13 protein-coding genes are annotated in these 13,383 nt (G+C 43.6%); 1 reads left to right on the plus strand and 12 read right to left on the minus strand.

The features are described 5' to 3' along the window. Positions 1-15 precede the first annotated feature (15 nt). Positions 16-1,131 (plus strand): GerAB/ArcD/ProY family transporter, encoded by a 1,116-nt coding sequence (locus ACXHJ2_RS11060; protein WP_457874806.1) that lies wholly within the window; start codon positions 16-18, stop codon positions 1,129-1,131. Between the two features lie 16 nt (positions 1,132-1,147). On the opposite strand, the gene ACXHJ2_RS11065 is transcribed toward ACXHJ2_RS11060, so the two are convergent. The 12 genes from ACXHJ2_RS11065 to ACXHJ2_RS11120 form a co-directional block, all read right to left on the minus strand. After that, positions 1,148-1,861, minus strand: coding sequence for a YetF domain-containing protein (locus ACXHJ2_RS11065; RefSeq protein WP_165083555.1), 714 nt, complete (start codon positions 1,859-1,861; stop codon positions 1,148-1,150). A 181-nt stretch (positions 1,862-2,042) separates the two neighbouring features. Next, the gene (locus ACXHJ2_RS11070) at positions 2,043-2,309 is read right to left on the minus strand and encodes a metal-sensitive transcriptional regulator (protein WP_013310304.1); all 267 of its coding nucleotides are present in this window, start codon (positions 2,307-2,309) and stop codon (positions 2,043-2,045) included. 76 nt (positions 2,310-2,385) lie between these two features. Further along, entirely contained in the window at positions 2,386-2,862 is a 477-nt protein-coding gene (locus tag ACXHJ2_RS11075) for a DsrE/DsrF/DrsH-like family protein (protein WP_165083557.1), read from the minus strand. Beyond that, on the minus strand, positions 2,859-3,449 hold the full coding sequence (locus ACXHJ2_RS11080) for a sulfurtransferase TusA family protein (RefSeq protein WP_165083559.1): 591 nt from the start codon (positions 3,447-3,449) through the stop codon (positions 2,859-2,861). The genes ACXHJ2_RS11075 and ACXHJ2_RS11080 overlap by 4 nt, the downstream gene beginning before the upstream one ends. Positions 3,450-3,656: 207 nt before the next feature. Next, complete coding sequence (locus tag ACXHJ2_RS11085; protein ID WP_058712072.1) at positions 3,657-4,184, minus strand: TetR/AcrR family transcriptional regulator; 528 nt, start codon at positions 4,182-4,184, stop codon at positions 3,657-3,659. A gap of 148 nt (positions 4,185-4,332) precedes the next feature. Continuing rightward, the gene (locus ACXHJ2_RS11090; protein ID WP_165083561.1) at positions 4,333-5,121 is read right to left on the minus strand and encodes a DUF4309 domain-containing protein; all 789 of its coding nucleotides are present in this window, start codon (positions 5,119-5,121) and stop codon (positions 4,333-4,335) included. Positions 5,122-5,241: 120 nt separating this feature from the next. Then, a complete protein-coding gene (locus ACXHJ2_RS11095; protein ID WP_165083563.1) occupies positions 5,242-5,868 on the minus strand; it encodes an HXXEE domain-containing protein in 627 nt (208 codons plus the stop codon). 18 nt (positions 5,869-5,886) lie between these two features. Continuing rightward, the gene (locus ACXHJ2_RS11100; protein ID WP_165083565.1) at positions 5,887-6,477 is read right to left on the minus strand and encodes a TetR/AcrR family transcriptional regulator; all 591 of its coding nucleotides are present in this window, start codon (positions 6,475-6,477) and stop codon (positions 5,887-5,889) included. A 245-nt stretch (positions 6,478-6,722) separates the two neighbouring features. Continuing rightward, on the minus strand, positions 6,723-7,955 hold the full coding sequence (locus tag ACXHJ2_RS11105) for an aminopeptidase (RefSeq protein ID WP_165083567.1): 1,233 nt from the start codon (positions 7,953-7,955) through the stop codon (positions 6,723-6,725). Between the two features lie 47 nt (positions 7,956-8,002). After that, complete coding sequence (locus tag ACXHJ2_RS11110) at positions 8,003-9,592, minus strand: acyl-CoA synthetase (protein WP_165083569.1); 1,590 nt, start codon at positions 9,590-9,592, stop codon at positions 8,003-8,005. 175 nt (positions 9,593-9,767) lie between these two features. Then, a complete protein-coding gene (locus tag ACXHJ2_RS11115; protein WP_165083571.1) occupies positions 9,768-10,871 on the minus strand; it encodes a DNA alkylation repair protein in 1,104 nt (367 codons plus the stop codon). A gap of 197 nt (positions 10,872-11,068) precedes the next feature. After that, on the minus strand, positions 11,069-13,096 hold the full coding sequence (locus tag ACXHJ2_RS11120; RefSeq protein WP_165083573.1) for a S9 family peptidase: 2,028 nt from the start codon (positions 13,094-13,096) through the stop codon (positions 11,069-11,071). Positions 13,097-13,383 lie beyond the last annotated feature (287 nt).

Raw genomic sequence — 13,383 nt, forward strand, 5'->3', positions numbered from 1 at the left:
AGGTGAAATGAATCAATGCGTCAAAATACAATCCGAGTATCCGAGCTGATCATTTGTATGTCTTTATTTGAAGTTGGAAGTACAACTTTGTTTTTAATGGGGGCTGAAGCAAAGCAAGATGCTTGGCTAGTCATGTTGATAGGAGCATTAGCAGGACTTCTTCTGCTAATGCTCCATCTTGCTATTCACCATCAAGATCCTGAATTAGATTTGTTCATGTTGTTTCGCCGTTACACAGGGAAATATGTGGGTACACTCATCAATTTACTTTTTGTGATGTATTTTACATATGAAGCTTCTCGGAACATACGCGATTTAGGCGAGGTGACCGTAATGACTCTGCTCCGCCAAACCCCTTTGTGGATCATCATCTTGATCACAATCGTGGTTGTATCCAACACGGTTCGTTACGGCTACAAAGCATTTTTCTTATTTTTCTTATTTTGCTTATTCCTTTTCCCTTTTTTTGTACTTGGATACGCCATAATTAGTATATTAATTCCGGCAACTGGTCTCTTTCACTTGGAAAATTCCCTTCCGGTTTTAGAGGAAGGATGGAACCCCATATTTAAAGCCGCTATTCCTGAGCTTATCTCCTTTCCATTCGGACAAACTGTGTTATTTCTTGTATTTTATCCGCTTGTACATAAAGACCGGAATCTCACAAAACCCGTTTCCTTTGCCTATATAATGACCGCACTTGCTCTAACATTTGTTAATCAATTGGATATTTTTGTTCTCGGACCCAAGATCGCTGCAAATAGCACACTTCCTCTTTTGGAAGCCGTTCAGTTGATTGAATTAGCAGATCTGTTCGAACGAATGGATGCCCTTTTCACCTTGCTTCTTTTTCTTGGCTTGATCATCAAAATGTCTTTATTTTTTAATGGTGCTGTGATAGGACTTGAAAAAATAACCGGAGTCGGATTTAAAAAATGGATTCTTCCCCTTGCAGCACTTATTTATGGACTTTCTTTTTTGTCGCCCAACTATATTCATCACATGGTAATCGGTCGAAAATTTGTTCTTAATTCCTGGTTTCCTATTTTTCAAATTTTCCTACCTTTGTTACTATTTATCTTTATTGTTATTAAAAAAAGAAAAACGACAAATAAACAGTCCTCTTCATGAAGAGATGATCATTCATTTAAATAGATCCACCACTTTTTTGATTTTTATTCTCTTTCATCGGCACTACATGGAGCGTTCCATCCTCACTAAGCTCTGCATAGGCAATCTCGTCGATACTATCATATCCCTGCTCTCGCGCCTTCGCTTTTATCAGCTCTACATCAATTGTTTTCCCGCGCATAGATTCATTTAGCAACCTTCCCTTATCAATGACAGTAACAGAAAAAAGATCAGGCTGTGCATCTATTCCCATATCCTGAGCAGCGGGTGGCTCATATTCGGGTTTGCGCATGACCGACAATGAGCCGTTCGTTTCTAACGTAGCGTACAAGACCTCACGCAGAGAAAAAATATTTTGCTGGCGTAGCATGGAGAGTAGCTGTGTAAATTCTATATCATATTTCTCCAGCAATTCTTGATTAACCTGCCCTTTATCCACGAGCAGCACTGTTCGACCTTCTGCCATGTATCCAAATTTCACAAAATGGGTCGTCGCTTTTTCGAAAAAGTAGGCCAGCGCACACCATAGTGCCAAAGCAAACAAAAGATGCCAAATGGTCACCTTATCGTCATATAACGTATTCCCCACAATTTCGCTCAATACCAATGATGTCAGAAAATCGAGCGGTGTTAACTGACTGAGTGTTTTCCGACCTGTAATAAAAGTAATAAGCCATAGGCCAAAAAAGCTGATGATCAATTTGACACCAATCGTGACAAATACCTCCATACCTATGCCCTCCGAAAGAAGTTATTTTTCTTATGGGTTATTTACACTCCTATACTTCTGTATAAACAGAGGCTTAATCCATTCCTAAAGTTGTCCGAAAAAAAGCCCGCTACCAACTAGGGCAGCGAACTTTTTAATTCGGCTATTATTTAATCTTAGTCTTTCGTGTATTCACTATAAATTATCTACTTTTCACCAGCAGCTGAATTGCTTCTTTAACCAGCTTATCCGTATCTCCTCCAGCTTCCTGCTCTTCCAATATGCAACGTTGCAGATTTTCTGCTACAATCTGGGCGATTGCTTTATCTGATGCATTGCGTACAGCTGATAGCTGGCTGACTACATCTTTGCACGACTTGCCCTCATCCATTAACCGAAGTACTCCACGTACCTGGCCCTCAATCCTTCTCAAGCGCGTTTTCAGTTCATCACTGTAATTGTAATCCATAAGCAATGCACTCCTTTTTTGACTTACCATATACATGTATAGGTATATTATAAACCAAAAAAGTAAATAGAATACCCTAAATAAATAGATTCACCTGTCCTTGCGATGCATCTCCCAAGTAAGCAGCTACTCCAGCATATTCAACACCATCTATTAGCTCTTTTTGTTGAAGTCCTAACAAATCCATGGTCATGGTGCAAGCGACGAGCTTGATCCCCTGCTCTTGTGCTAACTCTATAAGCTCTGGAAGAGAGAGCGCATTATGCTTTTTCATGACATGCTTGATCATCTGTGGTCCCAGTCCGACGAAATTCATTTTGGAGAGTGCTAACTTTTTCGGTCCACGAGGCATGATCCAGCCAAAGGCTTTTTCGAGCATTCCCTTATGGGTGCGCATGAGCTCATCCTTACGCAATAAATTTAGTCCCCAAAATGTAAAGAAAATAGTTACTTCATGATCATATGCTGCCGCTCCATTCGCAATAATGAATGCAGCAAGCGCTTTATCCAGCTCACCGCTGAATAAAATAATCGTTGTTTTGGCTGTACTCATATAGAATCGTCCCCCATCATTTCTCCTGCCCAGCCGGACATGCCTGAAAGCACAGATTTGACGTTTTTAGCGCCTTTGTCTGCCAATAACCGGCAAGCCCTTTCACTGCGTGCTCCAGCTTGGCAGATCACTGCGATTTCATCTTCCAGATTTAGCTCAGCGAGTCTGTTCTCCAGTTCTCCGAGGGGGATGTGCTTAGATCCTGGGATGTGTTTAAGAGCAAATTCGGCGGGTTCACGAACATCCAGCAAAATGAAGTTCTCCTTTGCAGACCATTTTGCTTGCAGCTCTTTATGACTTATCGTGGAAGGAAATGCTTGCTCCTCCTTCACATCAGTCGGATTTGCTTTGCGTAGATAATGTCGCATGACAACTCCTTCTTGAAAAGTGCCCAAATACTGATGTCCGGTGCCTTGAGCCCAGCTCTGAAAATCTGCTAACGAACCTTTGTCAGTCACTTGAACCTCCATAATCTGCCCGGCAAGAAGCTCATCCATAGCTTTTTTTGTTTTTACAATTGGCATAGGACAAGCAAGCCCTTTGCAATCAAGAATCTGATCTGCTTCGATATGACTAGTTGATGACATAGTGGTACCTCCGCCTTTTTTTTGTGGGGTCTAGTTTAGTTTTAATTTATTAATACGTATACCCCTATAGGTATAAGAATAGCGAGGCCCACTTCTCTTGTCAACTTAGTTAGTCATTTTCATTCAAACTAACGAATTCATGTCTTATAAAATTAAAAGCACACAAAAAAGCCGCGCAAAAGCGCGACTCTACTGCATACATACCAATTAATCGTCTGTTTTCATCAGTTCTGGCAGATCGAGCGACATCGAAATATTACATAGCATTCCTCTGGCGAGAAAAAGCATTGTTCTTTCCAAGGCTTGTTCAATACCAGCCTGGCGGAAAGCGTCATAAACTGTCGTATGGATCTCACGTAACCCCTGCTGCATCACGGTTACAACCACATCCTCACGGATTGTCTGTGCCTGCATTTGCAAAAGTATTTCATTTCGATATTCCGTCATAATTTGCGAATAGGCTGCAATCAGTTCTTGCTCTAACTGTTCCGACGAAGCCGATTGAATGACCCGGTGAAAAGAGTCTATGATACGTGCAAATGATACCTTTAGGGCTTCAATAAGCAAGGCTTCTTTAGTAGCGAAAAAGCGAAAAACATAGGGCTGAGAAATATTAGCCCGTTCCGCAACTTTGGCTGTTGTAGCTCGATAGTAGCCCATCTCCGCAAAGACTTCAATAGCAGCAGATATGATTTCCTTTTGGCGATTTATTGATGTTGATGTTGCTTTAGCCATATTTCTCATCCTTTTGTTTATCACAATTTTCTGATTAGTGATTAATCAATCACTTAACATTATAAATGTCTTTCTCTAAAAATGCAATGAACCGAAAAAGTCGCCTCCATCATTGTGATGGAAACGACTCTCTTTTTTATACATCTAATTATGGCGTCATCGAGTTAAAATATAATCGAACATAACTGACCTTTTGCGTTTTGGTTTGATAGGAAAATACTAAATAATAACTAAGACCTGATGTGTTGTCGATTTTATAATTAGCTTCTGCTGTGCCGGAAATGTCTCTAGAGGTGTCAACTGTTTCTGTGGGCTGGCCCAGTTCGTCAATAACTTGTTTGATAAGCAACTTCTTATATTTTGAATCGGAAGAAGTAATTTCTGTAACTTTATCATTTCCATCCAGTACGAGATCTGTATGATATTTAGCGTAACTTCTCATAGGGCCTGTAGAACCAGAATCGGATTTCCCCAAAAGCTCAAACAAAAGATCGCTGCTAGTTCCCAAACCAAGACCTTTAGGCAGATTGGGTAACGTCCCCTGCTTGGCTGCACTCAATATAGCAGCTGCAGAGCTGTGTTTACTGTCAGGTGAGGCTGTACTACTAGCGGGTTCCTTGTGTATCGAGGTTGAGCCTTGACCAGACTCTTTTCCAGGCTTCTCGGAATTTCCTCCATCCGTACTAGGCTTACTGCTATCTGTACTCGTCTTGTTATTGTGGGTATCTTGCTCATTTGTATTGATGTCTGTATTCTGATCTGTTGAATTACTGGCAGATGGTGTGGCTGATTTCGTTGTAGAGGGAGCAGTTGAGTTTGCTTCTCCGCTATTGCCGCATCCTGTCATTACAGCAAAACCTATAGCCAATAAAGCGCTGGTAGTGACCAGCTTGCAAGCTAACTTTTTACGATTACGAGATTGATGTGTAGGTTTCATTATAAGATCACTCTTTCCTTGTTCTTGGGTACAAACCAAGTGTAACCGAACCTCGTTTCGAGAATACCTCTACTTGTATCCAACTTGTAAACAAGCACATTTGTGATTTTCTAACATATCCTACCTGCGATCATAAATTCCTAGCTGTTGTTTAGAAAAGGCGTAAGGGGAGTCACTCTCCTTCAACCATATATTCCCTTTGATAATGAAGATGTATACAGCAAAAACAAAGTAGATTGTGCCTGCAATCCAGTCTATTGCCGTTGGGATGTCTCTCTTTACGATTTCATGAATATACCAGATTCCTATAGGGACATGCAGGAGAAGTGCCGTACACAAACCAGGGTTATATACCGTTTTTGCTTTGAGATTGACAACAATACCGTGCCAGACGACCTGGAAGAATCCCATCAAAACTGGTGCGAGTCCGAGCCAGATTACGTGGGGGAACCATACGGGGAGCAGATAAAATACATAGGCAATGGCCACATTAATGATCATCGCTGAATTAGGGTTCAAGGGGTAACGATCTGGGGCTTCACTTTTAAACAAAATATTGTTAAATAAACCCGCAAAATATCCAGGCCAGCGGTATTCCTCAAATTGGTGAAACAATATATTCACAAAGCTCAACCATAATATTCCTGTTATATCCGAAAGGATAGCTGGATTCATAAGTAAAACAATACATACAACCACACCGATTATAGCCCCTGCATCTTGCCAATATTTTCTCAAAAGATTCATATTAGTCACCCCTATGATTTATTTTTGATCGAAATATCTTTCAAATAACAGGTTTAATTGTTCCTCTATTGTGGGCATTTCCACAACTGCTCCAGACTCAAGAATCGGGCTCATCAGTGCAGGCAGAAAAATAGCTCCGAATATTTGCAGCATCATTGCTAACAACCGCTCCGGCTGTTGCTCACCTGTCAGCTCCTTGATCGTGTTCTGGACCTTTGGAAACCCCATCATGTTTAAAAATCTTCCGTATTCCTGTTGAGATGTAAAGGGTGTGCTGCCCATCACAATAATTCGTGACAGAAGTTCTGGATATTGGCGAATGACCTGTAAATAGTTAAGCAAAAATTGTTTTAATCTATCTTGCGGGGACATCGCTGTATTGTCCAAAACAGAAAATGTGTGCTGAAAGCTGTGGAGGATCACTTCAATAGCTTCACTGAGCAAATTTTCCTTGGAGCCAAAATAATAATTAACTAGAGAAATATTAGTGCCAGACAGATCAGCAATTTTTCTGATTGTAACCGCCTCGAAACCTTCCTTTTGAATAAATTCCAGCGTAGACTGTAGAATTTTTTCTTTGGTCTGTTGTTTTTTGTCTGGGTGACTCATGTTTTTCCTCCTCCTATTTAGTTTAATCCTAACGGACAAATGAAACGGACTACTTTAAGCAAAATAACAATTCAAACAAAAATTCAAACAAAGTTTAAAACATTGTTTAAATTGTTATTTGAACTTAGCTTAGCACTTTACATTTCACAAAACAAGTAAAGATATGAGAATTAGGCTATAAAAAACCCGCAGAACGAATTAGATCGTTTGCGGGTTGATTGAATAGAGATTAAGAAAAGGTTAAACTAAATAGCCCAATTTCCTTTGCGGAACACAGCCTCTTTGCTTCCGTCTTGCAGTTCACCGTCAATATCCAGCTCAGCTGAGCCGATCATGAAGTCAACATGAGTCAGGCTGACATTGGCACCGTTCTGGAGTAGTTCCTCCCGGTTCATTTGTGTCCCATTTTCTATGTTAAATGGATACGCACTGCCTAAAGCCAGGTGGCAGGAAGCATTTTCGTCGATACCTGTATTATAAAAGATGCGATTGAGATTGGAAATCGGCGAATCGTGCGGTACCAGGGCAACTTCTCCCAGATAGCAGGCCCCTTCATCCGTAGCGAGCAAATGAGTCAGATGCTGCTCGCCGGATTCTGCTGTATATTCGGTAACTTTACCGTCCCTAAAGGTAAACGTAATGCGATCTACCAGTTGCCCATTTAAATTAAGCGGCATGGTACTTGTGATGTGACCATTGACACCTGTACGCTTAGGCATCGTGAATACTTCTTCTGTCGGCATATTCGCAACAAAATAATCACCGCGCTCGTTTTCACCACCACCGCTGCGCCAAATATGTCCGTCGGCCAACTCAATTTTCAAATCTGTTCCGGGCGCGCGGTAGTGCAAGCTTTTATATTTTTTTTGATTCAGCTTGTCTTGTACCTGTTCAAGGTTTTTCAAATGATTGTGCCAATTCTGAATTGGGTCAGAGCCGTCTACACGATTCATTTGAAAGATCGTATCCCACATGACACGAATCCGGTCCTCTTCTGCTATATCGGCAAATACTTTATCTGCCCAAGCCTTCGTCGGAGCTTTAATCAAGCACCAGCTGATTTTATGATTTCGAGTAAATTTGGAGAAGCCTTCTCTAGCCGTAGCCGCTGCTTTTGTCGCACGAGAAACCTTTTGCGGATCAATGCCTTGATATAAATCCGGGTTCGGCACTTTAATCGTTAATGTGGCTCCACCCTCTTCGGCGAATTTCTCCATCATTTCTGCCTTCCAAGCAGGGTAGTAATCAAAGCTGGCTTCGTCGCCATGCTCAAAACGACTGCGTGTAATGGAATCGTCCTCAAACTCTACCTGTACATATTTAGCGCCAGCTTCATAGGCTTTGCTGACAATCAGGCGTGTAAACTCGACAGTTTCCAGTGGTGCAGTTACCAACATCGCCTGTCCAGGCTGAATGTTGACTCCTACTCTTACGACCAGTTCTGCATATTGCTCCAACAATGATTCAAATGTATTCATTTTTCCACGCTCCTGTTCCATTTTGATTATATTAAATGATTTCATCACTACAGTACGGATTGTTTCTCCAGTTCACGCAGCTCCACTCTTCGTATTTTGCCTGAGCTGGTTTTAGGAAGTTCTTCAATAAACTCTATTTTTCGTGGATATTTGTATGGTGCCGTCCATGTTTTTACATGATGTTGCAGTTCCTTCACTAGCTCTGGTGATCCTTCTATTCCGGCTTTGAGTACAATGTAGGCTTTTACGACATGTCCACGGACTTCATCCGGGCTGGCTACCGCTGCACATTCCTGCACAGAATCATGCTTCATCAGCGCTTCTTCTACTTCAAAAGGACCAATGGTGTAGCCAGAACTGATAATGATATCATCACCACGTCCTTCAAACCAAAAATATCCATCCTCGTCCTTCCGAGCCCGGTCGCCCGTTACAAAATAATCTCCATGTACACTCGCTAATTTGCGCTCTGGATCATGATAGTACGTATGAAACAATGCCGGCAGATCAGCACGCACTGCAATATCGCCCACTTGCCCTGGAGCCAGCGGAATACCATCCTCGTCTACGACCTCAACAAGTCCCGGTGCAATGGATTTGCCCATCGAACCTGTGCGCAGAGGTACGTCTCTTAGATTACCAATAATTAATGTACTTTCTGTTTGACCGTAGCCGTCGCGAATCGTAATGTTGAATTGCTCCTGAAACTTGTTAATAACCTCCTGATTGAGCGGTTCTCCCGCAGAAACAGCACTTCGCAATCGGGATAGATCATATTGATCCAAACCAGCCGTTTTTGCCATAATCCGATATTCCGTCGGTGTACAGCACAACACTTGAACTCCATATTGCTGCAGCAACTGCAAATAGCGCCCCGGACGAAACGGACCATTATATACGAATCCGGTCGCTCCATTTCCCAGTACCGATAAAAACGGACTCCAAATCCATTTTTGCCAGCCAGGTGCGGCTGTAGCCCATACGATGTCTGAAGCCTGAATATGCAACCATGGTGATGTTATCCGCAGATGGGCATATCCCCAGCCATGGCTGTGTACAACACCTTTAGGATTGCCTGTGGTGCCCGAAGTATAGGCCAGAATGGCCATATCATCACGGTGTGTCTTCACAGCTTCAAAAATATCTTCCTGTCCCTCCATCAGCTCATCCAGCACGAGCCAGCCTTGCGCACCTACTGTGCGGTCCCCAGGGACTACAATGCGATAATCCAAAGCAGGCAAATCATCGCTGATTTTGTCTACTTCACTTGTTACGTCGGTCCAGGCAATGACTGCGCGCGCTTCCGAATGGCGAAGCCGATATGCAATATCCTTGGCCCGCAGCATTTCTGAAGATGGAATGACAGCAAGCCCCAGCTTCAAGCATGCCAGGTAAATGACATATGCAATAATACGCCGTGGTACTACGACCAGAACTCTGTCCCCTTTGTTAAATCCCAGACTTGCAAGTCCTCCAGCCAGCCGGTTTGCTTTTTTCAACAGCTCTCCGTATGTGATTTCTTCGTATTCTCCTGTCTCACTTAACCACTTGAGTGCTGTCTTACCAGCCTCATGGTGTTCCATTTCTGAAGTCATATTGTAATATTCAGGCGCAAGCCATTGTTGCTGATCAGTCAAGTTATACCTTCCCCTTTATACATAAGATAAGAGCAACTTCCTTTAAGTAGTATAACACGTCTTAGTACCAGGTTCTAATACCAGAATTAATTTATTTGGAAAAAAAATAAAATTTGTAAAGCAAACGACAAAAAAGAGCCTGCATACAGACTCTTTTCTTTACTATTATTGTAATCTACATCTCAATGTCTATCACTGTAGAAGCCACTTCCTGCCCGTTTACGAGCAGGACAATTCGGTGCGCTCCCGCATAATGGCGACGAGTTGTCAGGTCTGCAAACCGGTGTGTTCGTGTACCCGTTAAACGGGTTCCTCCAGAGACGGTTTTGTCAGAAAGCAAAAACAGTTTGCGTGAGACCTGTCCTCTCGCCTTAACAAAGTCGATGCCATACTCGATGCGGACTCGTACGGATTCACCTTCTCGAAGCTGAAGCACATAGCATAACTCACAGTGATCACCGATCTTTAACACGATAGGGTCTGTGGTGAGAGAGGCAGCTGCAACTAGCGGCACCCCATCCGTATCATCCGCATAGCCGAACATGGCCATCACTTCAGGGATGGATTTGCGAATCAGGGATCGACAGCCATGGCGCACAATCCAGTCGGTGTCAGGATGTGCCCCCTTCCAACGTTGAGCCGTTGCGATGACGATATCGGGATGGTCCTTGGCAATATCGTTCAGGTTGTTGGCTACACTTTTACGTACATATAATGATGGATCGGCCTTCAGTAGTTCCAATACGGCCAATACCGGAGCAGGGTCACGTTTGAAGACGGGCAGCGCCTGTCCCCAGGGCAGCCGTGGACGACATCCTTCGCTGGCAAGACGGCGGACGTGTTCACTGGGGTGTGCCGCCCAGGTCGTCATCTGCCGCATCATCCGTTCTGGTTCACGCAGAAGGAAGGGCCTCACAGCAAACTCCGCAGAGGATTTTGATGTAAATCGCTCCAGTGCATTCATGGATAGGTCCCAATGCTCTTCTCCCTGCCCATATACCTCTACGAAATCGGGGAAAAACAAGTACGGAAACCCGCTACAGTACTCATCTATGGCAAATAAAATAAAAAGAGCTTCTTCATAACTACTAGGTAAAAACGCTCCTAATGTTAACGAAATACGCCGTATTCGTTCTTTTAGCTCCAGCTCATCCCATTTTTTGTCCATAACTTGATGGATAAATCCTTCAATGTCGAATGGACTGTATGCAGCCTGTACTCTTTCACCGAATAGACGAAGGAATTCCTCCGTGTACATATCTTTTAAGGGCTCAGCCATTGTATATCTCCTTTTGAATATGAATGTAAGCAAGAAGCGATGAACGAATAATATCTTCGTCTATGATAACCGTAAATCGTGACCCAGCACCAGCATTAAATGGGGTTAAGAGAATGGATGCAAGACACATTAAAAAATGCCAAGTCCTAAGATTAGGACCTGACAATTTTCCATAAATACTACAAATCTAATGAGACTTATATTTTGTGTTGGACAAACCAGTCGGTAATACGTTGCAGTCGTTCCACGCGAAGCTGTGGGTGCCCTTTTCGTGAAAGCTCGTGACTTGAAGCTGGGAAACGGACAAATTGAGTAGGTTTTCCCAAACGACGTAATGCTGTAAACAGCTGCTCCCCCTGCTCAATAGGACAACGTAGATCCTGCTCTCCATGTAATATGAGCAGCGGTGTATTGATTTGCTGCACATAAGCCAGCGGGGACTGCCTCCACAAAAGTTCGAAATCATCCCATGGATTTCCGCCAACTTCATCTTCAGTAAACGAGTATCCGATATCACTCACCCCATACATCGACAGCCAATTAGATATGGAGCGCTGGGTCACAGCTGCTCGGAAACGATCCGTATGCCCGACAATCCAGTTTGTCATAAAGCCACCATAGCTGCCTCCTGTGACACCCAGTCTTTCCGGATCAATGAATGGGAATTGGCGTATAGCCTCGTCCACGGCGCTCAGTAGATCGGTGTAGTCACGTCCGCCGTAATCTCCAAGGACAACATTGGTAAAAGACTGTCCGTACCCTCGGCTTCCTCCCGGATTCGTATAGATGACCGCATACCCCTGAGCGGCCAGCAACTGAAACTCATGAAAAAAAGAATTGGAATACATGGCATGGGGACCGCCGTGAATTTCCAAAATGGCAGGATAAGATCCTCCCTCCTTAAAACCAGCTGGCTTCATCACCCATCCCTGCACGCGTCGACCATCCTCGACCTCAGTCCAGAAGCTCTCAGGCACACTGATCTCAATCTCATCAAGCAGAGAATCATTCACTCGTGTCAGCCGTTCTTCGTTTCCTGAATGGATTGCAATTCGGAACAAATCACCTGGCAAAGCGACGTCAGTGGAAGCGGCAATGATATGCTGTTCATCTGAAGTAAGCTCAAATTGATAAATTTCCCGTTCTCCTTGGGTTAAAATTTTAAAAGTTCCATCAAGCGCAAACTGATATACGTGCACATTTCCTTCAATGGTTACTAGCGTGTACAGGGATTGACCGTCCGCACTGAAGCGTGGTGGTCCTACATGAAGATGTGAACGCATGTCGCTCATACCCGCATTACCGAGGTGAGCATCAAGCTTCTCACTAACACATACTGCCGTCCCGCCACTGGAGGGGACCGTATACAGCCGAGTCTGAGTAGCGCCTTTGGCATGGCGATCATGACCGTAAAAGGCAATCATTGTGCCATCGGGAGAGAAAGCAGCACTCTCGATTTGAAGTTCGGAATGAGTCAGCTTAAACGGTGCTGCCGCATTGCCATTAGAAGACGCAGGAGCTATCGTAAACAAATCATTTTGCTTGCGTAAATCCGTATCCTCTTTGGAATGCTCCGCTATTCTAGCGATAAATAAAATCAGTTGGCCATTCGGTGACCAGACAGGCTCCGCCACATCATAAGCGCCGGACGTCAGTTGAACCGTGTGCCCTGAAGTCACATCAGTTACATACAAGTGATCACGAGTATCATCCCACAGCCCATAGCCGTCGGATTTAGCTTTTGTTCGATTAATCACTCGTACCTCAAGATGTGTCTCCTGCTCACCTACATCGCATGTAAAACTTGACTGGTTCTCAGCAGTTTTAGCTACAAACGATATGTAGGCTCCATCCGGCGACCAGGATAATGAACGAACATTGTTCTCTACGTGCGTAAGTTGTCGGGCTTCTCCCCCGCGTGCTGGAATAATCCATACCTGGCGCTTGCCGTCTGTCGAACGGAGAAAAGCAAGTTGTGATCCGTCCGGTGACCAGACAGGCGTTTCATCTTTCGGCCCGTATGTAAAGGGTATCGGAGCTTCACCTTCAAACGGCAACAGCCAAATTGCCGAGTTATAGTCTGTCCGTTCTTTATTAATACACTGCTCTACGTAAGCGATTTCGCCACTCGTGGGGTGAACAGCCGGATCACTAACCCAGTGAAATCGATATAAATCCTCAGCTATTATACGGCGTTTGGTCGTGCCAGATTGCGAGTTGCTCAAATAAATTCCTCCTTAATATGGTCAGATTTCTACAACTTCAGATTCGATTAATCCGATTAATTTTATATGAATTAAATAAATATACAATTACGTTACTCTTTTTATGTATCTCTGTCAATTTGTCCACAGCTCAAATAACCCTCTCTCAGTCGCAATGACTCGAAAACACCGCCGCTTCGGTTGCTTTCTTGAGAGAAGGTCATGATCTGTTATCGCTCTTCCACACCATACACATTAAAGGCAAGCTCCTCTGCAAGCACAGTCTGCCTGACGACATTTTGGAATTT

Source organism: Paenibacillus sp. ALE3 (assembly GCF_054113405.1).

Coding starts and splice junctions, on each gene's coding strand:
- ACXHJ2_RS11105 (WP_165083567.1), bottom strand. CDS start 7,955: ATGAATACATTTGAATCATTGTTGGAGCAATATGCAGAACTGGTCGTA.
- ACXHJ2_RS11090 (WP_165083561.1), bottom strand. CDS start 5,121: ATGAAACCTACACATCAATCTCGTAATCGTAAAAAGTTAGCTTGCAAG.
- ACXHJ2_RS11070 (WP_013310304.1), bottom strand. CDS start 2,309: ATGGATTACAATTACAGTGATGAACTGAAAACGCGCTTGAGAAGGATT.
- ACXHJ2_RS11065 (WP_165083555.1), bottom strand. CDS start 1,861: ATGGAGGTATTTGTCACGATTGGTGTCAAATTGATCATCAGCTTTTTT.
- ACXHJ2_RS11095 (WP_165083563.1), bottom strand. CDS start 5,868: ATGAATCTTTTGAGAAAATATTGGCAAGATGCAGGGGCTATAATCGGT.
- ACXHJ2_RS11100 (WP_165083565.1), bottom strand. CDS start 6,477: ATGAGTCACCCAGACAAAAAACAACAGACCAAAGAAAAAATTCTACAG.
- ACXHJ2_RS11115 (WP_165083571.1), bottom strand. CDS start 10,871: ATGGCTGAGCCCTTAAAAGATATGTACACGGAGGAATTCCTTCGTCTA.
- ACXHJ2_RS11080 (WP_165083559.1), bottom strand. CDS start 3,449: ATGTCATCAACTAGTCATATCGAAGCAGATCAGATTCTTGATTGCAAA.
- ACXHJ2_RS11075 (WP_165083557.1), bottom strand. CDS start 2,862: ATGAGTACAGCCAAAACAACGATTATTTTATTCAGCGGTGAGCTGGAT.
- ACXHJ2_RS11085 (WP_058712072.1), bottom strand. CDS start 4,184: ATGGCTAAAGCAACATCAACATCAATAAATCGCCAAAAGGAAATCATA.
- ACXHJ2_RS11060 (WP_457874806.1), top strand. CDS start 16: ATGCGTCAAAATACAATCCGAGTATCCGAGCTGATCATTTGTATGTCT.